This is a genomic window from Vibrio sp. Vb0598, from assembly GCF_033338935.1.
Taxonomy (GTDB): Bacteria; Pseudomonadota; Gammaproteobacteria; order Enterobacterales; family Vibrionaceae; genus Vibrio; species Vibrio alginolyticus.
This window is the reverse complement of sequence record NZ_JAWOTP010000005.1, coordinates 209,581-230,021: the sequence shown is the minus strand read 5'-3', so window position 1 is coordinate 230,021 and position 20,441 is coordinate 209,581. Positions and strand designations below refer to the sequence as shown.

The 20,441-nt window shown below is 45.3% G+C and carries 18 protein-coding genes; 5 read left to right on the top strand and 13 right to left on the bottom strand.

Annotated elements, in window-relative coordinates; genetic code table 11:
• The first annotated feature begins 41 nt into the window (after positions 1-41).
• From R7Q38_RS08005 to R7Q38_RS07995, 3 genes are read left to right on the top strand one after another with little or no spacing between them, the layout of a single operon-like run.
• A complete protein-coding gene (locus R7Q38_RS08005) occupies positions 42-3,218 on the top strand; it encodes a response regulator (RefSeq protein WP_239938554.1) in 3,177 nt (1,058 codons plus the stop codon).
• 9 nt (positions 3,219-3,227) lie between these two features.
• Entirely contained in the window at positions 3,228-3,704 is a 477-nt protein-coding gene (locus R7Q38_RS08000) for a hypothetical protein (RefSeq protein WP_017633987.1), read from the top strand.
• A gap of 1 nt (position 3,705) precedes the next feature.
• Positions 3,706-4,797 (top strand): hypothetical protein, encoded by a 1,092-nt coding sequence (locus R7Q38_RS07995; RefSeq protein WP_025766727.1) that lies wholly within the window; start codon positions 3,706-3,708, stop codon positions 4,795-4,797.
• 145 nt (positions 4,798-4,942) lie between these two features.
• Here R7Q38_RS07995 and R7Q38_RS07990 read toward each other — a convergent pair whose 3' ends face one another.
• From R7Q38_RS07990 to R7Q38_RS07975, 4 genes are all read right to left on the bottom strand, one after another.
• Positions 4,943-5,254, bottom strand: coding sequence for a hypothetical protein (locus R7Q38_RS07990; RefSeq protein WP_225466644.1), 312 nt, complete (start codon positions 5,252-5,254; stop codon positions 4,943-4,945).
• A gap of 202 nt (positions 5,255-5,456) precedes the next feature.
• Positions 5,457-5,891, bottom strand: coding sequence for a DUF962 domain-containing protein (locus R7Q38_RS07985; RefSeq protein WP_005377800.1), 435 nt, complete (start codon positions 5,889-5,891; stop codon positions 5,457-5,459).
• Between the two features lie 119 nt (positions 5,892-6,010).
• Complete coding sequence (locus tag R7Q38_RS07980; protein WP_005377801.1) at positions 6,011-6,364, bottom strand: MmcQ/YjbR family DNA-binding protein; 354 nt, start codon at positions 6,362-6,364, stop codon at positions 6,011-6,013.
• 23 nt (positions 6,365-6,387) lie between these two features.
• Positions 6,388-6,870, bottom strand: a complete 483-nt coding sequence (locus R7Q38_RS07975) for a MarR family winged helix-turn-helix transcriptional regulator (RefSeq protein ID WP_053350391.1) — start codon at positions 6,868-6,870, stop codon at positions 6,388-6,390.
• Positions 6,871-6,980: 110 nt separating this feature from the next.
• Here R7Q38_RS07975 and R7Q38_RS07970 point away from each other — a divergent pair, with 110 nt between their 5' ends.
• A complete protein-coding gene (locus tag R7Q38_RS07970) occupies positions 6,981-7,868 on the top strand; it encodes a DMT family transporter (RefSeq protein ID WP_064353868.1) in 888 nt (295 codons plus the stop codon).
• A 132-nt stretch (positions 7,869-8,000) separates the two neighbouring features.
• Here R7Q38_RS07970 and R7Q38_RS07965 read toward each other — a convergent pair whose 3' ends face one another.
• The 9 genes from R7Q38_RS07965 to R7Q38_RS07925 all read right to left on the bottom strand — a co-directional run bounded on the left by R7Q38_RS07965 (position 8,001) and on the right by R7Q38_RS07925 (position 18,747).
• Entirely contained in the window at positions 8,001-9,497 is a 1,497-nt protein-coding gene (locus tag R7Q38_RS07965) for an EAL domain-containing protein (RefSeq protein ID WP_239938553.1), read from the bottom strand.
• Positions 9,498-9,842: 345 nt separating this feature from the next.
• Positions 9,843-11,114, bottom strand: a complete 1,272-nt coding sequence (gabT, locus tag R7Q38_RS07960) for a 4-aminobutyrate--2-oxoglutarate transaminase (RefSeq protein WP_206957281.1) — start codon at positions 11,112-11,114, stop codon at positions 9,843-9,845.
• Between the two features lie 14 nt (positions 11,115-11,128).
• Positions 11,129-12,556 carry an NAD-dependent succinate-semialdehyde dehydrogenase gene (locus R7Q38_RS07955; RefSeq protein WP_222712215.1) on the bottom strand — a complete coding sequence of 476 codons (1,428 nt, stop codon included), beginning with the start codon at positions 12,554-12,556 and terminating at the stop codon, positions 11,129-11,131.
• 54 nt (positions 12,557-12,610) lie between these two features.
• Positions 12,611-13,693, bottom strand: a complete 1,083-nt coding sequence (gene aguA, locus R7Q38_RS07950) for an agmatine deiminase (RefSeq protein ID WP_239938552.1) — start codon at positions 13,691-13,693, stop codon at positions 12,611-12,613.
• Positions 13,694-13,705: 12 nt separating this feature from the next.
• Positions 13,706-14,572, bottom strand: coding sequence for an N-carbamoylputrescine amidase (aguB, locus tag R7Q38_RS07945; RefSeq protein ID WP_239938551.1), 867 nt, complete (start codon positions 14,570-14,572; stop codon positions 13,706-13,708).
• A 17-nt stretch (positions 14,573-14,589) separates the two neighbouring features.
• A complete protein-coding gene (locus tag R7Q38_RS07940) occupies positions 14,590-15,867 on the bottom strand; it encodes an NAD(P)/FAD-dependent oxidoreductase (protein WP_239938550.1) in 1,278 nt (425 codons plus the stop codon).
• A 37-nt stretch (positions 15,868-15,904) separates the two neighbouring features.
• Positions 15,905-17,389 carry an aldehyde dehydrogenase gene (locus tag R7Q38_RS07935; protein WP_064376924.1) on the bottom strand — a complete coding sequence of 495 codons (1,485 nt, stop codon included), beginning with the start codon at positions 17,387-17,389 and terminating at the stop codon, positions 15,905-15,907.
• A gap of 35 nt (positions 17,390-17,424) precedes the next feature.
• The gene (gene puuR, locus R7Q38_RS07930) at positions 17,425-17,982 is read right to left on the bottom strand and encodes an HTH-type transcriptional regulator PuuR (RefSeq protein WP_005377813.1); all 558 of its coding nucleotides are present in this window, start codon (positions 17,980-17,982) and stop codon (positions 17,425-17,427) included.
• 18 nt (positions 17,983-18,000) lie between these two features.
• Positions 18,001-18,747: a gamma-glutamyl-gamma-aminobutyrate hydrolase family protein gene (locus R7Q38_RS07925; RefSeq protein WP_005377814.1), complete on the bottom strand. Its 747-nt coding sequence runs from the start codon at positions 18,745-18,747 to the stop codon at positions 18,001-18,003.
• Between the two features lie 340 nt (positions 18,748-19,087).
• Here R7Q38_RS07925 and R7Q38_RS07920 point away from each other — a divergent pair, with 340 nt between their 5' ends.
• Positions 19,088-20,431 carry a glutamine synthetase family protein gene (locus R7Q38_RS07920; RefSeq protein WP_017820915.1) on the top strand — a complete coding sequence of 448 codons (1,344 nt, stop codon included), beginning with the start codon at positions 19,088-19,090 and terminating at the stop codon, positions 20,429-20,431.
• The last annotated feature ends 10 nt before the right edge of the window (positions 20,432-20,441 follow it).

Here is a 20,441-nt window from a genome sequence, read left to right as displayed (position 1 = left end):
AAATAAACTACACTTTTCATATCAACTTCTTGGATATGGAAATGCGCGTGGTAGGAATCTTTTCTTGGAACAACCTGTCGGTAAAACAAAAGCTATTTGGGTTGGTTTTGCTGCCAATTTTATTGTTGCTTGTCCTCGCGGGTAAACATGTACAAAGCCTTTCTATCCAGGCTCAGGAACTACAAAAAGCACAGTTATTCTCTGTCTACATCGACCGCGTATCTTCGCTTTATCACCTACCGAATAACCCTGATGTAATAGATAAGCAACTAAAAACTCAGCAGATATCTCAATTGTTACGCGACACCGCTGCACCAGTATTCGGTGAAAACGCTGAGATACTAAACCAGTTGACAAGCTTTGAGGAAGCAACCCTCTCGATGCTCTCTTCGCAAAATCAAGAAGAAAAGTTAGATGCGGCAGAGTGGCGCGCTGATACGTTCAAAGAAATCCTCATGAGCTTAGACAAAGTCTATTTTAGAAATGTGAGTTATGAAACAAACACTCACCTTTCTTCTTTGATGCAACTTGAATGGTTAATGTTTTGGTCCACTGAAGAGCATAGATTAAGCGAATATTTGATTCGATCTTCAGAGGAAAATAACGAGTACGACCTCACAACACAGGCTTCTATCCAATCTTTAATCCAGAACCAACAACTATTTCTAGAGCGTTTTGTGACGCTAAATGCCAATCAACAACAAGTAGATCTGCTCATTGAGACGTTTACGGGTGAAGTCTTTATCAAAAGCCAAGAGTTTCGTGCTTATTTATTGCAACCAGCTCAACTCAAATCATTAACCCCGGATGAGATTGATGCGGGGTTATCTGCACTCAACAAACGCTTATCGTTATTACAAAGTGTTGACGACAAAATGGAACAACAGCTGAGTGATGATATATCAAAGACAATCAACACGACGACACAGCACCGCTTTACCTTTATCGCAATGATGAGCCTTTTAACGCTGTTGGTCGTAAGTTTAACGCTAAGATTGGTGCGAAAAGTTACTGGAAACTTGAATCTAGTCCTCAAATTTCTCAGTAACGAAAGCAATGAACAAAGTAACACTGAAAATTCACCTCTTGCTCAACTAATAAAGGGTAAAGACGAGCTGAGTAAGTTTGCTCGAGAGGTAAAAAAGCTTAGTGATGAGCGGATGTTGTCCAGACTAAAGCTCACACAAGCTAAAGAAGATGCAGAACAAGCAAAAGATGATGCAATTAAGGCGAGTAAAGCCAAAAGTAGCTTTTTGGCCAACATGTCCCACGAGATCCGCACGCCGCTAAATGGCGTTATTGGTATCTCTGAAGTCTTATCCGATACTTCCCTGACTGCCACACAACGCGATTACGTCGACACGATTGAAACCTCCTCCCAACTGCTTTTAAGTTTAATTAATGACGTTCTAGACTTCTCAAAAATTGAATCTGGGATGCTGCTCATTAGCCCACATTCAACTTGTGTTCGAGAGTCTATCTATGACATTGCTTCTATCATTTCACCGAAAGCAAAGGAAAAAGGCATCGATGTGCAAGTCAACATTAGCCGTAACACGCCTTACCACGTAATGTTGGATGACCATCGTATACGCCAAGTTGTCATGAACTTCATGTCTAACGCGGTAAAATTTACCGAACAAGGCAGTGTAGAGCTATCGGTCATCACCCGCGAAATAAAAAATGGTGAAGCGGTCATCGAGTTCTCTGTTAAAGATTCAGGGATTGGTATTGATGCCCAGCAGCAAAAGAAAATATTTGCTCCATTTGCCCAAGAGGATAACTCTACTACCCGACAATTTGGGGGAACTGGACTTGGGCTTGCCATTAGCACGCAATTAGTTGAGCTAATGGGTGGAGAAATTCAACTTGAATCCGAGAAAGGTAAAGGCAGTCGCTTCTTCTTTGAACTAACTGCTCCTGTTGTGACGCAAGAGTTTAACGCTTATCACGCTCTGAATCACAACGATATATGGATTGTATGCAGCAGTACTCAACTAGAACAAAAACTGCGTAACGAGTTAAGTTTTTTCAACATCAATATAACGCAGTCAGTAGATACCTTAAGTGCGTTGCCAACGTGGATTGATAACGAGCGCGTTATCGTTATTCATGTAGAAGCATCACCAAATGCAGCGGCGATGCATATCGATGAGATAGAAAGCCTTTGTAAACGAAACATTCGTGTCTGCCTCATCAAGCACCTTCATAGCCCACAATTCGACTTTAGAAACAATATAAGCGCCTTGGTCACTCAACCACTACTAGGGCAGCGCTTAATTAAAGCACTTGAAAGTTGTGCGGCAAATTTCTCGCTCGCACAACAAGAGAGCACTTCAGCGCAACATGTTAAATCTTTGCCGAAAATTTTGGTCGTTGATGACAATACGGTCAATCAAAAAATCGCGGGGCTACACGTCACAAAAGCTGGCTTCGACTTTGATGTCGCAGTAAACGGACAAGAAGCGGTTGAGAAATTTCAACAGAATCAATACAGCCTAATTTTAATGGACTGTATGATGCCCGTAATGGATGGATTTGAAGCCACCCAAATAATTCGTCAAATAGAAGTAAAAGAAAAACGCGCTTTCAGAATTCCGATTATTGCTCTAACGGCAAGTGTGGTCGATGACGATATACAAAAATGCTTTGACGTTGGAATGGATGACTATGTGCCCAAACCGTTTAAAGCAGGGTTGCTTAAAGAGAAGTTAGATAAGGCAATAGGGTTACGCGTTTCCAACACGACGCCTGCTGAACCACACCAAGAGAACACCACCCCCGATAAAACTCATGAACTACCTGCAAGTTCTGAGCAACCAGAAGCAACGGTAACGCCTATTCGCTCCGAACGCATCTTGCTTGTCGAAGATAATAGAGTGAACCAGAAAGTGGCTTCTCTATTGCTATCTAAAGCAGGCTATCAATTCGAAGTCGCAGAAAACGGTCAAATTGCAGTCGAAATGTTCCAAAAAGATGGAAAGTTTGATGTTATTTTGATGGATTGCATGATGCCCATAATGGATGGGTTTGAAGCTTCTAGGCAAATTAGAGCTTATGAAGCGAGTAAAGGATTAGCTAAGACGCCCATTATCGCATTAACAGCAAGCGTCGTTGATGATGATATTCAACGCTGCTTTGATTCAGGAATGGATGCCTACGTACCAAAGCCTGTGCGCAAAGAAAAACTGTTGTATCAAATTGAACAAGCAATGTAGGTGGATTCTATGAGTAGAAATCATTCTCGCGTTGCTTTTCCTTTGCGTTACATAAAACGCTATCTGTTTATTCTGATTGCCCTTCTTTCATTAAATTGCCAAGCTCTCGCTGCAGAGAGCTACGCCGTTTTCTCATTTAATGACGAATTCTCTCCGCTCACTGTCAATAAAGCGCGAAAGTTGTACAGAGGGAAGACGCAACTTTTACAAGGCCAGCGAATTGAACTCTCTGACTGGCCTGCGACATCAACAGAAAGAGCTGAGTTCTATCGTTATCTTCTCAACAAAAATTTAGCGCAAATGAACGCGCATTGGGCAAGCTTGTCTTTTTCAGGTAAAGCTAGACCGCCAAAAGTGATTGCACGCTCCAGCATTGATGACCTCATAGCATGGATGCAAGAGAAGCCGAATAGAATTGGTTATGCCCCAACATCGAGCGTCCCTAGTAATGCTCATGTTTTATGTGTGGTTAGCTCGGAGAATTGATATGAAAAAATATTTAACCATGTTATCGCTGAGTATCGCGACCTTTCCGAGCTCAGCCACGATTGAACTAACAGAACAACTTTCTTTAAGTGGTTTTGGCTCTACTTCGTGGGCAAAATCCGATAACCCAACTACGTTACTAGTTAACCGCTTTATTGGCGATGAATCTTGTTTCGATTGCGATACCACTTTCGGCATGCAGCTCGATTATTTTCACAAGGCATTTCGGGCATCCGCACAAGTCGTAAAGCGCCCGCAAGACCATTGGAGCTCGCCTCAGCTCGAGTGGGCGTATTTGGCTTATACCTATCAAAACATAGAAATACGAGGAGGACGCTTAAGACTGCCACTGTTTTTGATGTCTGAGTACAACTATGTCGGCCACGCTTTTACCCAAGCCCGCCCACCGAATGAGGTATATGACAGCATTCTAGGTATCACGGCTTATAACGGCCTATCTGCACGCTGGATTCATGACCTCAATGAGCAAGTCGTACTTACCGCCATGCCGTTTGTCGGGTTTAAAGACAATAGTGACGTAACCATCAATGAACGTACTGAATTGGAAATTGAGTCAAACAATACTGCAGGGATGAACTTAACGCTAAGCGGAGAGAGCTATCGTTGGAATTTTTCCTACCTCCACGGCGATTATGATCAAACAACGACGCTCTCTAACATTGAGCAGTCCACTCCCGGTGGCGGAACCACAATCATTGACCGTCTAGTTGAAACAGAAAAAAACAACACGATCGATCTGTTCTCTCTAGGGTTAAGATACGAGCTCGATAACATTGTGATTATGGCAGAAGGACAGACCAGCAATCTTTCCTCATCTTGGTACGCGACAACAAGTTATAATGTAAACAAGCTGACTCCTTATATTGTTTACGGTCAGCAGTTTAATAGTCGGGATAAAAAAAGTGGAGACAGTTTCTTACTCGGGTTGAGATATGACCTAGATTACAACGTTTCCCTGAACGCAGAATGGCAAAGGTTCAACGCCTACAATAATAGCTCTGGCGCGTTTTCATCAGCCCCAAAGGATGACAGTGCGAGCCTTTATACGCTAATGCTCAACTTCGTTTTTTAATGTTTCTTACAGTACCAATTTCCACAACACTGGGGCTGCTGTATTAAGAAGGCTTTTTGCAACACGTAACTAAACGCTAAACGACTGGAAGGGATAGAATCGTTCAGATAGGTAAGTGGCAATCCAAACAGAGACAAAGGTTACTCTATTTCGGTTTGTTTTGATTGCCTTTTAACCGCTTTTCTTTGCGTCGCAGTGCCCGGAAAAACTTTGACTCTTCGTGGTACCAACCAAGGACACTAATTGGAAAGCCCACGAGCATCATAATAAAAACATCCGCAGGGAGTTGTTCCCAAATGTCGCTTAAAGAATGCAGCTCTCCCAAAATGAACAAACCGATGACTTTACCAAGCAGTAATGCACAACAAATCATAAAGAAGGACTTTAATATATAGTGCCATTTGCCTTTTTTACGCTCTTCTCTCCAATAGGCATATTTATATTGTCGGTCGTACATTCATCCCCCTAAAGTAAACTTGCCGTAAGTTTAAGTATCTCGATAGCGTAAAGTGCGTTGGCACCTCTTTAATCATAGTGCGTATCTAAAGTGAATGCTTGTCGTGGCAATAAGAAGGAGAGGTATTCTGTAGTAAGAGCTACATAATCTCTGAACGTTATATGTCTTGTGTCATTCGGATGATGCCTGATTTTGCTTGTCGCTAGTGTTTTCTGAACACCCAAATCGGGCCGATGAGTAGAAACTGTAAATCCTCAAAAAACGACGGTTTTTTACCTTCAATCTTGTGACCGATAAATTGCAATATCCACAATACGCCAAACAAAAGCATAGAAATATGCAGAACGGGCAACATCAATACCTCTAGAGACCAAATAAGGCCAATGCACGCTAATGTGTAGCCGATCATCATCATGAATACGCTCAGAGACAAACGAAAATAGAAAACCCAAGTGGGGATCACTGCTACCCAAACCCAATTAAGTTCGAAGCCTAATAATGAAATCTGGGGAATCGACCAAATAAGTCCAACCACAGAAAGGTAGATACCTGGAACTGCGATTGTGTGAATCTTTTGGTTGATAGGGTTTTGGTGACTCTCCCCGTATTCTTTTAGCCATTCAGATAATGCTCGCATATCATTCCCCTTTTCCACCTTCTTATTCTTATATAGCCCGAGGATGAAAAAGGTGCGAATTTTTCCGTAAAGGCTACGAGCAACGAGCGACAAAACAACAGAGGCCAGTGCGTTGCCGATTACTCACCAAGCAACGCTCGTTGTGCTTTCGGCAGCTTGGCAACGACAAGAGCATAAGAGCGTTCACACAAGTCTTGAATCAACCCATCCTCGACATCACCGTTAAAATAAACCGTTATCCAATGACGCTTATTTAAGTGATAACCCGGGATAATGTCCGTAAACTGCGACGTTAAGACTTCTCCATCTTCTGGTTTTACTTTTACGCTGACATACTCCCGACCGTTTCTCTCTGCAATGATGGCAAACATCTTGCCTTTGATTTTGTAAACAACCGCTTCAGGCCCAAATGGGAAATCGCTTTCTGCACACATGAAGGTACTTAAGTATTGTTCTAGTTCTTTGCTTTTCATATCCCCTACCTCCTTCTGCGTTCTCATTCAAATTGTGGCAATAGCAATTTTAACGCCTGGTTAACCTGCGCTTTTTCATTGCCTTCTAAACCATGCAATAACGATTGCTGAACGTCTACATGCTCCAAAATTAGCTTGTCAATTAAGGTTAAGCCTTGCTCTGTTAGTTCAACGGTGACGCTACGTCGGTCTTCTTTACTATGGGTTCTGGTAATAAACCCTTTCTTCTCTAGTTTATCTAAGCGATTAGTCATCGCACCCGAAGTGAGCATCATCGACTCTATTAACGCTGAGGGAGTAAGACAATATGGTGAACCAGCTCGACGCAGTGTCGCTAACACATCAAATTCACCCATTTTCAGATCGTACTTCTTATGTAGCTCGGCGACCCTAGATTCCATGTGTTTTGCAATTCGCATTAGTCGACCCATTATTGCCATCGGTTCAGTGTCGAGGTCTGGCTTCTCCCTAGCCCACTGCTCTACCACTCTATCAATTGCATCCATTATTTCTCTCCAAACATCATATGTTTTTTATTTTAACATAAAGATACTTTACAAAAAGCCACCTTGCCGATATCGTTACATTTAATTATCTCTACATAAAGATATTTAACATGAACATTTTACTTGCGATGATTCCTGCCTTTTTTTGGGGGACGACTTACGCTGTTACTCAGTTTACTCTACCGGACTGGCCTCCCGTTTTACTTGGCGCTCTAAGGGCACTGCCTGCGGGTCTTTTGTTGCTGGCAATAAAGCCCTCGTTTCCAAAAAGAAGTGAGTGGAAGGTGCTGCTTGTTTTAGGAACCATCAACATCGCTTGCTTCTTTGGTCTCATTTTTGTCATGGCGTTGACGCTTCCTTCTGCCATCTCTGGTGTTGGTATGGTTTCGGTCCCCGTTTTTGCGATGCTGTTTGGTTGGGCGGTCTACAAACGTCAGCCTAGTGGCATTCAAGCGATAAGCGGCGCAACTTTGATTGCTTTAGCTTGGTTCTTATTTGATCCTAGCTCTATTTCTCTCGAACCCGTGGGCTTACTTGCGATGATCTCCGCCATTATGTGCATCGTGATAGGAAGTAGCGTAACAAAGTCACTAGGTACAAAAATGCACTGGTGGACAGTGCTAACATGGCAGCTCATTTTGGGTGGCGTGATTATGTCTATCGCAACAAGTGTGCTGGCGATAAACAATCCAGAGCCATATGTTACAGTCGTTCAGGACGTATCCATGACGAATATTCTAGGGTTACTGTGGGTAATTATTCTGAACACCGCATTAGGGTATGGCATGTATGTATGGTTATTACAGCGGATGTCGGTCGTAGATTTTACCTTTGGTGGTATTGCAAACCCAGTCGCAGGCATTGTTTCGGGCCTACTGCTATTGGGGGAAACGTTCACTCCTCTGCAATACAGCTTAATGCTGGGAATGATCGTAATGTCATTACTACCTCAGCTCATTACGTCAATCAAAACGAAAAGAGCCGCACTCTCCTCCTAAGTAACGTTAATTCCTAACACTCTAGGAGTAATGAGAGTGTTAGGAATCCTCAAGTGTGAGCCTACCAGCAGAAATCAGCGCTAACCTAGGAAACTGGCACCTTTAAAGCGGGATGTTATGACGTTATGGCTATTAAGCGCTTGCAAGGTTAGTCAGGGGCTCTGGTTTAGCGTAAACATAACCTTGAATAAGGTAAATCGCATGCTGAGCCAGATATTCGACTTGAGCCTGGCTCTCTACACCTTCTGCAATCATCTCACATTCCGCTTTGTTCGCTGCAGACACAATTGAGTCCAGCACTTTCAATTTTTGGTCGTCAGATCCTATTGGATCAATAAACATCTTATCCACTTTTAAACATCGGATGCCCAAATCTTGTAGGTAAGAAAAGCCACCATATCCGGTACCAAAATCGTCAATTTTGAACTTGTAGCCTTTATTCGTTAAATACAAAATCTCTTTTTTCGCGGCCTCAGTGTCTTTTACTGGTATTCTCTCGGTCAACTCAAAATGAATTCTATTCGAGATTGGCCAATTTAACTCCGACAGCAACTTCGTTAATACGCCTGACTCTAAATGGGAGGAAACAATATTGATGCTGACCCACGTATGCTCGGGCAAGTCACTTAAGTCTTGTATGATTTTACGAATAAGCTGATTGGTCATCGGGATAATCAGGCCACTTTCTTCTGCAGCACCAATAAACATATTTGGTGGCACCATTCCATCACGCCGCGACCATCGAATCAGAGCTTCGTATCCTACTGTCTTACCATCGCGACTATCGACAATCGCCTGGTAGTAAGGAATAAATTCTGCATTACTAATCCCATTTTCAATTAGACCAGTAATGGATTTTCTCAAGCTTTTACCAGATATGTATGCAAAGGCAGTCGCAAGACCAGCAAGCACACTTACAAGACCGCCCCACAAAAGTACTCTTTCCTGAGCATAATTTTTAAGTTTTTCACCGCTGTATATCTTGATGAGCATGTTGGCTTGAGACTCTCCTGAAAAGAAAAACTCTTTTGAGAGTGCGTTTTCTTCTCCTGCAATATTCGCTTTGCCACGGCTTATCGTTAAATCACCAAATATTGGTTCATCATACTTAAACTCTACAAATAGGCAGTCTTTGCAAGGCGTTTTTATTACCTCGTTAACCCAACTGTTATCAAGCACCCAGAAGACTTCAACGTGTTCATTATCATAAATGACCATCCACTCTATTTGGTCATTCTGTTGCGGCAAAATAAGTGATGCGAAAAAGTTCTCATCCATCTGAAATCGTTCACTACTAGATGGGCGAGACACTTCACTACCAACCGTGGAACACGTTTTTCCGCCTTCTGTGGTCATCGCAATAAAACGAATGTAACGGTTATAAAAACGTGGGTCGCGTAAAGTTCTTACATCACTATCACTACAAGTAAAATCTAACTGAGCAATCTGCTTCACTATTGCTCCGTCCAAATAGGCAGACCTTTGATTTAAATAATCTACGTAAGCATCTATTTTCGACGCTTTTACCGAGTTGACGTAAAAGTTGGTTATCGAATGAAAGGCCACTACAAATATGGCGATGGGAACTAAGCCGAGTAAAATGGCATACCTTGTATTCTTTGTTATCAAAGTTCGTCCTGCTAATCTGTCAAGCAACCTAAGTGGTATATGAATACTATCTCATTTTTATAGTCCAAAAAGTGAGGAATGACGCTCAATAAAATTATAGACTCAAGTGGCTTTCAGATGTCGGGATTTAGAATGTGAGCACCAAACCACATTCGAGGAGAACAAAGTAGCGACTAAGTGAAAAGTAAGAACGAGCCCAACTGTTAAGTCATCCGTAATAAAAGTGACAACTTGGATCTTGAGCAATACTTTTTAGATAGGCAGCAGATACGCTAAAAAACAAAAAGGAAACGATTGATGCCAACCGCTTCCTTTATTTGTTATTGCTATTTAAAAGTGCGTGAATTACGCCACTTCAAGAATCACTTTTTCCAACTTATCTAGGCCTTCATTTAGCACGTCAGATTCGATGGTCAGTGGAGGTAACAGACGAATCACGTTCGCTTTTACCCCACAAGAAAGCAGGATAAGACCATTTTCTTGCGCTTTAGAAATCACCGATTTGGTCATCTCTTGTAGCGGCTTACCTGATTCTGGGTCAGTAAATTCAATCGCCATCATCGCACCCGTAGTACGGATTTCACCAATAGCAGGCACAGATTGTTGCAGTTTGGTCATACGTGCATTGACCACTTCACCGATGCCCATCGCTTTAGCACACAAATCTTCTTCTTCGATGATTTTCAGCACTTCAAGACCAGCAACACAACCGAGTGGCGAGCCTGCATAAGTACCACCTAAACCACCAGGCAGTGCGGAGTCCATTACATCCGCTTTACCAACAACAGCTGAGATTGGGAAACCACCAGCAATGCCTTTCGCCATTGTCATTAGATCGGGTTCAATGCCTAGGTACTCCGTCGCAAACATTTTACCGGTACGGGCAAAACCCGTTTGGATCTCATCCGCAATCAGCATGATACCGTGCTTGTCACACAGTTGACGCAAGCCTTGTGCAAACGCTTCAGGTGCTTTGTAGAAGCCGCCCTCACCTTGTACTGGCTCGAAGATGATCGCCGCAACACGTGATGGTTCAATATCACAAGCAAATAGATCGTCGATCGCTTGTAAACTTTGCTCAACGCTGATGCCGTGAAACGCATTTGGGTACGGCGCGTGGTAGATTTCGTTCGGGAAAGGACCAAAGCCCGCTTTGTACGGCGCAACTTTACCAGTTAACCCCATAGTCATGTTTGTGCGACCATGAAAGCCGCCTTTAAACGCTATCACGCCGCTACGGCCTGTATGAGCGCGTGCCACTTTTACGGCATTTTCGACCGCCTCGGCGCCAGTAGTAAGAAAGATCGCTTTCTTCTTAGTCTCACCTGGTGCAAGTTCTGTCAGCTTTTCAGCCAGCTCAACGAATGACGCGTATGGCGTAACCATCGCGCAGGTGTGCGAAAAGTTATCCAACTGAGCTTTTACCGCTTCGCTAATGCGCTTGTGAGAATGCCCGGTGTTAGTCACCGCGATACCCGCTGCAAAGTCGATGTATTTGTTGCCTTCAATATCCCATACGTAAGCGTTTTCTGCTTTCTCGACGTAAAGTGGGTACAGTGCGCCCATGCCTTGAGCGATAACTTGGCTTCTTCTTTCGTGTAGTTGTTGGTTTGTCATTGTTTTGTCCTTAATTAGTTGCCGCCAAAGCAGAGATATTTCACGTCCATATATTCATCGATACCTTGTTTTGCGCCTTCGCGTCCGATGCCGGACTGCTTAACACCACCGAAAGGAGCGACTTCAGTAGAAATCATGCCTTCGTTAATGCCGACCATGCCGTATTCGAGCGCTTCTGCGATTTTCCAAACACGGTGAATGTTTTGGCTGTAGAAGTACGACGCGAGGCCATAGATGGTGTCGTTCGCCATTTCGATCAGCTGTGCGTCGCTGTCAAAGCGAATCACTGGCGCGACAGGGCCAAAGATTTCCTCGGAGACAATCTTCATGTCGTGAGTAACGTCTTTGAGAACCACTGGCTGCATAAATAGACCATCCAGCTTTTTAAGTTCTGTAACTGGCTTAGCACCTTGTTCAATAGCACCGTCGATTAGCGCTTGAATGCCTTGCTTTGCCGATTCGCTGATCACAGGACCGATGTTTACGCCCTCTTCTAAGCCGTTACCGACGTTGAGCTGCTGAACCGCAGCGTCGAACTTAGCAACGAACTCGTCATACACTTTGCTGTGTACGTAGAAACGGTTCGCACACACACACGTTTGACCTGCGTTACGGAATTTCGACGCCATCGCACCCGCCACGGCTGCATCAATATCCGCATCATCGAATACGATAAACGGCGCGTTGCCACCAAGCTCCATTGAGGTACGTTTGATGTCAACCGCGCTTTGCTGCATCAGCACGCTACCGACTTGAGTAGAGCCAGTGAAAGACAACTTACGAATCAACGGGTGTGAAGTGAAGATAGCACCTACCTGACGGGAATTTTCACCTAGAACCACTTGCAGCACAGCGCGCGGGATACCCGCTTGATAGGCGAGCTCTGCAACCGCAAACGCAGACAGCGGCGTAGATTCAGATGGTTTCACCACAAAGCTACAGCCTGCCGCTAAAGCTGGCGCTGCTTTGCGCGTGATCATCGCAATTGGGAAGTTCCAAGGTGTAATCGCACAGGCAACACCAATTGGCTGTTTGATTGTCACCAAACGCTTGTCTGCACTTGGCGCAGGAATCGTCTCACCGTAGGTACGTTTCGCTTCTTCAGCAAACCATTCGATAAAGCTCGCGCCGTAAAGCACTTCACCTTGAGCTTCAGCCAGCGGCTTACCTTGCTCTAACGTCATCAAACGGCCAAGATCGGATTTGTTTTCTAGCAGGAGTTGGAACCAACGATTGAGCATGCCAGCGCGCGTTTTTGCTGGCAGTGCCGCCCACTCTTTCTGCGCGACACTGGCACGTTCAATGCTATTTAAAATGTCATTTTCGGTTGAGACTGGTGCGTACCCAAGAAGCTCTCCGGTCGCCGGATTAGTCACTGCAATGCCCTGTTGTGGGTTCGCTACCATAAACGAAACAAGGCTTTGGTTTTGTATCTGTTGCATGGTCATTCCTTTTGACAACTCATCATCGCCGCTGAGTCAGCGGCGAGCTTATGTTTAAGCAGGGATCTGCTGCGTAATGCAGTGAATGTTCCCTCCGCCGAGTAGAACCTCTCTCGACGGTATCGCGATGATTTGGTATTCCGGCATCGCGTTTTGCAAAATATCGATCGCAATAGCGTCGGTGTCTTCATCCAACATTGGTAAGAACACATGTCCGTTGACGATAAGAAAGTTCGCATAAGAGGCACTTAGACGTTCGCCAGCTTGTCGACTCATTCCTGAACTGGCGTCAATGCCATTGGCTTCGCGCTCGCTGTAATGCAACGGACCTGGTAATGGCAAACGGACAATTTCAATCTCGCGCCCTTTCGCATCGTGCTGAGATTTCAGTACTTGTTCCGCTTGACGAGACAACGCGTATTGCGGATCACTTGAGTCATCGGTCCAACTCAGTACCACCTTACCCGGTGCGATAACGTGCATCAGGTTGTCAACATGGCCGTCTGTTTCGTCATTGAATAAACCATTTGGCAACCAAATGACTTTTTCGATACCGAGATACACCTTTAACTGCTCTTCGATTTGCGCTTTGCTCAATTGCGGATTTCGCCCCGGACTAAGCAAGCACTCTTCTGTGGTGTAAAGGGTGCCTTCACCATCGGTGTGAATCGCCCCACCTTCAAGTACAAACGGTGCGCGGTAATAATCTATACCGATGATGTCGCACACCGAGCCAGCGACAAGATCGTCCTGCTGCCAGTTGTCGTAAAGCCCGTTGTATTCGCCGCCCCACGCGTTGAATTGCCAACTAATCCCACGGCGCTCGCCCGCTCGGTTAACAAGCACGGTCGGCCCGATGTCTCGCATCCACGCATCGTTAAATGGGATTTCCACCAAACGTACATCTGAGTGAAGCATTTGACGAGCTCGGTCAAAGTTGTGCGAGCACACCGCCACACACACTTTGGTCACTTCCGCGATTAAGTTCGCGATTCTGGCGAAGGTTTCTTGCGCGGGTAATGCGTCATCACGCCAATTGTCTTTCCTTTCTGGCCACGCTAGCCAAACTTCACTAACCGGCTGAAACTCAGCCGGAAAATAGAAGCCATCCTGCGCTGGTGTTGTCGATAACTTCATTTTAACGCCTCTTTAAACAGCTAGTTTGCCAACGCTGGTGTAAAGGTCTGGACGACGGTCGCGGAACAAGCCCCACGCGTGACGCGCTTTCGCTGTCGTAGCGAGGTCGATTTCTGCGTAAATGATGGTTTCACCTTCACGCGGTGCTTCGGCAATTTTTGCACCAGTGTGGTCAGTGATAAAAGAACAGCCGTAGAACGTCGTCTCGATACCATCATCGACTTCAGTGCCCACTCGGTTTGACGCAATCACTGGAACGAGGTTTGCTGCCGAGTGACCTTGCATTGTACGTTGCCAGTGATCACGCGAGTCCAGTGTTGGATCTTGAGGCTCAGAACCGATTGCAGTTGGGTAGAAAATCGCTTCCGCGCCGTGCAGAGCCAAGCTGCGCGCAAGCTCTGGAAACCATTGGTCCCAGCAAATGCCAGCACCGAACTTACCGAACTTGGTTTGCCACACTTTGAAACCGGTATCGCCAGGGCTAAAGTAGTACTTTTCACTGTAGCCCGGACCGTCAGGAATGTGTGACTTGCGGTAGTTATCTAGTACCGTGCCATCGGCATCTATCATCACTAGCGAGTTAAAAAACGTGTTGCCCGCTTTTTCAAAGTAGCTAACAGGAATAACCACGCCGAGTTCTTTCGCCAGTGCGCTCATTTCCTGAATAAGGTGGCTATTTGCCGTCTCTTCTGCGAGCTCGAAATACTTCGCTTCTTGTTTTTTGCAGAAGTAAGGCGTGGCGAACAGCTCTTGAGGAAGAATCACGTTCGCACCGTTTTGTGCTGCTTCACGAATCGCCTTTTTTGCTTTGGCTAAGTTATCTTCCAGATCCCAGCTTTTCGTCAGTTGAAGGGCTGCAAATTTCACTACTTTGCTCATTGGATATTCCTTATCTCTTAAATCGCCAGTTTGTCACGTAGGTTGTAGTAAGCCGCGCCCATTGCCGTAAACGGAATTTGGAAGTGGCGGCCACCCGGGAAGGAGTAATGTTTCAGAGCCGCAAACGCGTCAAAGCGTTCTGCTTGTCCAGTCAAGGTTTCAGCCAACAACTTACCTGCTAGGTGAGTACACGTTACGCCGTGACCGCTGTAGCCTTGTAGGTAGTAAATGTTGTCTGCAAACGAGCCAAATTGCGGCATGCGTGAGTAAGTCAGCAAGAAGTTACCCGTCCAGGTGTAATCAATCTTGATGCCTTTCAATTGTGGGAAGACTTTTTCCATCTTCGGACGGATCAGTGCTTCAATGTTTTCTGGGTCACGTGCGCCGTAAACCACGCCACCTCCGAACAACAAACGCTTGTCGGCGGTTAAGCGGAAGTAGTCAAGCAAGTAGTTACAGTCTTCAACGCAGTAGTCACTGGTCAGCACTTGTTTTAGCTGCTCATCACTCAAAGGCTGAGTCGCCACCACTTGTGTGCCGCACGGGATCGCTTTGTTGCTGATGTTTGGTGCCAAACCACCAAGGTAGGCGTTACCTGCCAGTACCACGTACTTGCTCTTCACGCTGCCTTGCGCTGTTTTCACTACTGGGTTAATGCCTTTATCAATCGACACGACCGCCGACTGCTCAAAGATTTGACCACCTAGAAACGTAAACGCAGCGGCTTCACCTAATGCCAGTTTTAGCGGGTGAATGTGACCACCGCGCATATCCAGCAAACCGCCAGTGTACACTTTCGTACCTACCGCTTGTTCTACCTCTCCTGCGTCAAGCAGAGTCAATTGGTCGTTGCCGTAACGCTCCCAGTTCTTCTTATGTTCTTCTAGCCCTTTGAGTTGTTTACTATTCAGTGCCGTGAACAAGCCGCCTTGCTTGTAATCACAGTTGATGTCGTATTTGTCGATCAGACCACGGATGATATCGCCGCCTTCAAAAATCATATCGCACAGAGCTTTGGCTTGGTTTTGGTCGTAACGGCTTTCAATCACGTCAACATCTCGGCTGTAGCTGTTAACGATTTGGCCACCGTTACGACCAGTTGCTCCAAAGCCCACTTTTGCGCTCTCTAACACAACAACTTTAAAACCTTTTTCCGCTAGGTGTAGTGCAGAAGAAAGACCAGAGAATCCCGCACCGACTACACACACATCGCACTCGATGTTGTCTTGCAATTGTGGGTATTCCGGCATGTTTGGCACAGAGTGCGCGTAGAACGAATCCGTATGCTTGTTCATAGAACTATTCCTTTATTTATCGTAATCGTCAGCAGGCTTAAGGATGGAGGCGAATCCAAGTGGTTTTGGTTTCGGTGAATTTTTCAATCGCGTGGAGAGACTTGTCTCGACCGTTTCCGCTCATTTTGAATCCACCAAATGGAACCGTCATGTCACCTTCGTTGTAGTTGTTAACCCAAACCGAGCCGGCTTGCAGTCGTTTTGCTACGCGATGAACGCGGTTGATATTGCTACTCCAGAGTGCCGCGCCTAAGCCGTACTTCGAATCGTTAGCGATCTCGATTGCTTGCGCTTCGTCTTTGAATGGAATGACACACAGCACCGGACCAAAAATTTCCTCTTGGGCGACACGCATCTTGTTGTCGACGTTGTCTAAAATGGTTGGGGAAACAAATGCGCCCTGCCCATCGACATCGCCGCCACAACGTACGTTTGCACCTTCTGATTCACCTAACGAGATGTATTCCAATACTTTTGATTTATGATCTTGGTCGATGAGCGCACCCATTGATGAACTTGGGTCCATTGGGTCTTTTGGCGTGAACGCTTTCGACGCTTGAATAACTTTTTCTATAAACTGCTCTTTGATGCTTTCGTGAACAAGCAGGCGGGTTGCCGCGACGCACACCTCACCTTGGTTGTAAAAACACCCTGCAGCGGTGTCTGCTGCTGCGCGGTCTAAATCATCACAATCTTCAAACACGATGTTCGCGTTCTTGCCGCCCGCTTCTGCAAACACACGCTTTAGGTTGCTCTCACCCGATCTGACCATCAGTTGACCTGCAATGCGCGTCGAGCCTGTGAAGGCGATGCAGTCTACGTCTTGGTGTTTCGCCAGCGCGTCGCCAGCTTCATGACCAAAACCCGTAACGACTTGGAAAACGCCTGTTGGCAAGCCCGCTCGAGAAGCAAGTTGACCTAGGAATATCGCGGTGAGAGAAGATTTTTCTGACGGTTTTAGAATCACGCTGTTACCAGCGGCTAAAGCAGGGCCAAGCTTCCAGCACGCAAGCCAAAGGGGGAAGTTCCACGGTACAACCGCAGCAACCACACCAATTGGTTGATGAGAAATAAAAGCGTGTACATCTTTTTCGGTTGGGGCAACTTCGCCGTATACTTTGTCGATTGCTTCTGCGTACCAGCGTAATGCACTCGCCGCGCCAGGAATATCGGTAGAGAAGCTGTGAGAGATAGGCTTACCGGTATCAAGCGTTTCTAGCAGAGCCAATTCTTCTTGGTTTTGATCAATCAAGTCAGCAAACTGTTTAAGCACTGCTTTGCGATGAGCTGGGCTGCTCTCGCTCCACTGACCGGATTGAAATGCTTGGCGAGCGTATGAAACCGCGAGATCAACATCTTCATTTTGGCAACGGGCGATTTCGGTGAATATCTCATCTGTTGCTGGGTTAACTACCGGGATGGTTTGCCCTGTCAAAGCGGCACTGTATTCACCGTTAATGTACGCCCTGTTTTCGATGTTTAGATTGTTTTTTAGTTCAATCCATTGCTCTTGGGTTTTCATACGCTCTCCTTGTGATCACACAAGGCAAGCCCCCACTAAAATGTGGTTGGCGTATGCGCACTTATCATTCGACAAGCCTTGTCTGTGTGATTTGTAAATCGATGGGGCTTCGTCGTATCAATAATGTACGACTCGCCCGCTGTTATGACATGAGATTGCCCTTTATATTCCAGAGTGATTTCACCCTCTAATACGGTGCCAATCTCTTCGCCTTCGTGTTTGATTTCTGCCGCACCAGTGGTTCCATAAGGTGCGTATTCCTCGATCAAGAATCCGATGACTTGATCTTTGTCGCCATTCGTTACCAGTTTCATGGACACCGTCTCGCTCCCGATTTCCACAAGATCTGACGGCTTGATGACTACTTTCACTTCATCGTTCGAAGGTTGTTCAAAAGTGAAAAACTCTGATAACGATAAAGAAAATACATTAACGATTTTTTGTAGTGAGCTGACCGACGGGCTCACTTTGCCATTTTCAATGGATGAGATCGCACTGTGGGTAATACCAGCGCGCTCGGCTAGTTCCCTTTGTGACAATCCATGTTTTTTTCGTAACTGAACAATATTTTTACCAATCTCTTGATTGTCCATTCATACAGCTCCAAACGTTTAACGAGAGGTAGCCATCATAAATTCATTGAACAAAATTTGAGAGAAATGATTGGTTTTTGCTTCCCATTCTGGGTGCCACTGCACGCCAACGAAAAATTTTTGATTAGGAAGACTAAATGCTTCTACCAAGCCATCCGGGGCTTTAGCTTCTACTTGTAATAGAGGAGCAAGCTGATCGACGCCTTGGTTGTGTAGTGTGTTCACTTCAAAGAAGGTGGTGTTTTCCCAATGATTTTGCACCAGCCATTGTTCAAATAAGCTCTGCTTTTGAACTAGCACAGCGTGTGCTGGCGCGTATTTTTGTTCGAAATCTTCAACAGGCGCTTCACGATGGTCATTGAAGCCGGAGTCATGAACGGCTGGGTTTAACGAGCCACCAAGTGCGACATTCATCTCTTGAAAGCCGCGGCAAATACCAAGGCACGGAATGTTTTGGTCAACCGCATGACGAATTAACGTGAATGAGAGCTCATCACGAGCTTCATCTTTGTAGCTCTCTTCGTGCGTTGCATTGTATCGATGTGGCGCAACGTTAGAGTGGCTGCCAGGAAAAAGAAAACCATCACATATGTCTAGGATGGTGGTTACGTCATCGCCCGACATGTCGGGAGCCAACATAATCGGTAGTCCTCCAAAATCCTTTATGGCGCGAAGGTAAAAGTCGTTGACCGCTTGTATCTGATAGCCACCCAACTCTTTAGCGCAGCTAACCACACCAATGATGGGTTTGTGTGTATCTGCCATGATATGTCCGTGTTCAATTTATTTAACACAAACCCTACAAACCATGTACAAAATTATCAACACAGATGACCATTATTATCGTCACAACGTGATCTGACGCACTTTTTAGGCTTCAAAACTGAATATTTATGCTCATTATATTGAACAAAACAAAACCAACTGTTACAAAATAGTTAACAGAAAGACATAAAAACCAGCCGTTAAACATCAAAAACACAGTGTAAGTGCATGTTTAAATTAAAAATAACCTAAAAAACAAACAACTCGCTCAGAGTACTGTAATTTATTTGTTAATTTGGTTATTTCTAATTTCTACTCGTCAGGCTATTTGGAGAAGAAAATGGAATCGTATCTACAGGAAGTACAAAATTTTAAACAAAAATGGCCCGATATTGAATTTATCGATCTCATCTTTACCGATATAAATGCCACCCCAAGAGGAAAACGCATCCCGATAGATGCTCTAGAAAAACTGAATAAAGGTGTTGCCCTCCCCCTTTCGACCATCACCCTAGATACCAAAGGTAACGTCGTTGAAACGGCCGGGTTGGGAGAAGATCTCGGAGAACCAGATAATCTCTGCTATCCAATCAGCGGCACCTTAATGCCGACGGCAAAAGAACAAGTTGGTCAGCTACTGCTTAGTATGATGGATGAAACTGGGCAGCACCCTAACCCACTGTTCATCCGAAACATTCTCGCTTCTATATTGCAAACACTGCATGCTAAAGACCAATATCCTTGTGTCGCGCTCGAGCTGGAGTTCTATTTAATAGACAAAACCCGCGGCGAAAATGGCGAACCATTAACGGCAATTAACCCCACGAAAAAAACTCGAGAAAAAGATACCGAGGTTTACGACCTTGATGGACTAGATGACTACGCTGATTTCTTGGCCGACCTTAATCGAATTGCATTAGAACAAGGTTTAAACACTTCCGGAGCCCTATCTGAATCGGCACCAGGGCAGTTCGAAATCAACTTCAACCATTCTAAAGATGTACTTCGAGCATGTGATGAAATCATCATCGCAAAACGCTTGATTCGCCAGGTCGCTCATCAGCACGGATTTGACGCCACATTTATGGCGAAACCTTTTAGTGAGCAAGCGGGTAATGGCATGCACATTCACCTCAGCTTGGTTGATACAGATGGTAACAACCACTTTAGCCAGCCAGACGGTCAAGCGAGCGCCTTCTTCTATCAAACCATGGCAGCGATGCTGTCACAAACATCCGATGCCATGGCCCTAATCTGCCCTAACGTTAACTCTTACCGTCGCTTTGTTCCTGGCGCTTACGTCCCAACCAAAGCCGATTGGGGAGAAAACCACCGCGGTGTTGCGTTGCGTGTGCCTATCAGCGATAGCAAAAATCGCCGTATAGAGCATCGTATAGCAGGCGCTGACGTTAACCCATACATTCTCGCTGCAGTAGTACTTTCCGCAGTATTAGCGAGTGAAAGCTACACCAAAGATCAATGTCCACCGACTCTCAGTGATGATGCAATTGAGTTACCTCTGCGTATGTCAGAAGCTCTAGAGCGACTGGAGCACAGTGAGCTAGCTCAATACATCTCAAGAGATTTTATCGATTTGTATCTAGCTTGCAAACAGAGTGAACTCGCAGAATTTGAGCGAGCGATTACTCCATTGGAAATCGACTGGATGTTGCACTCGGCATAAACAAAGGAAA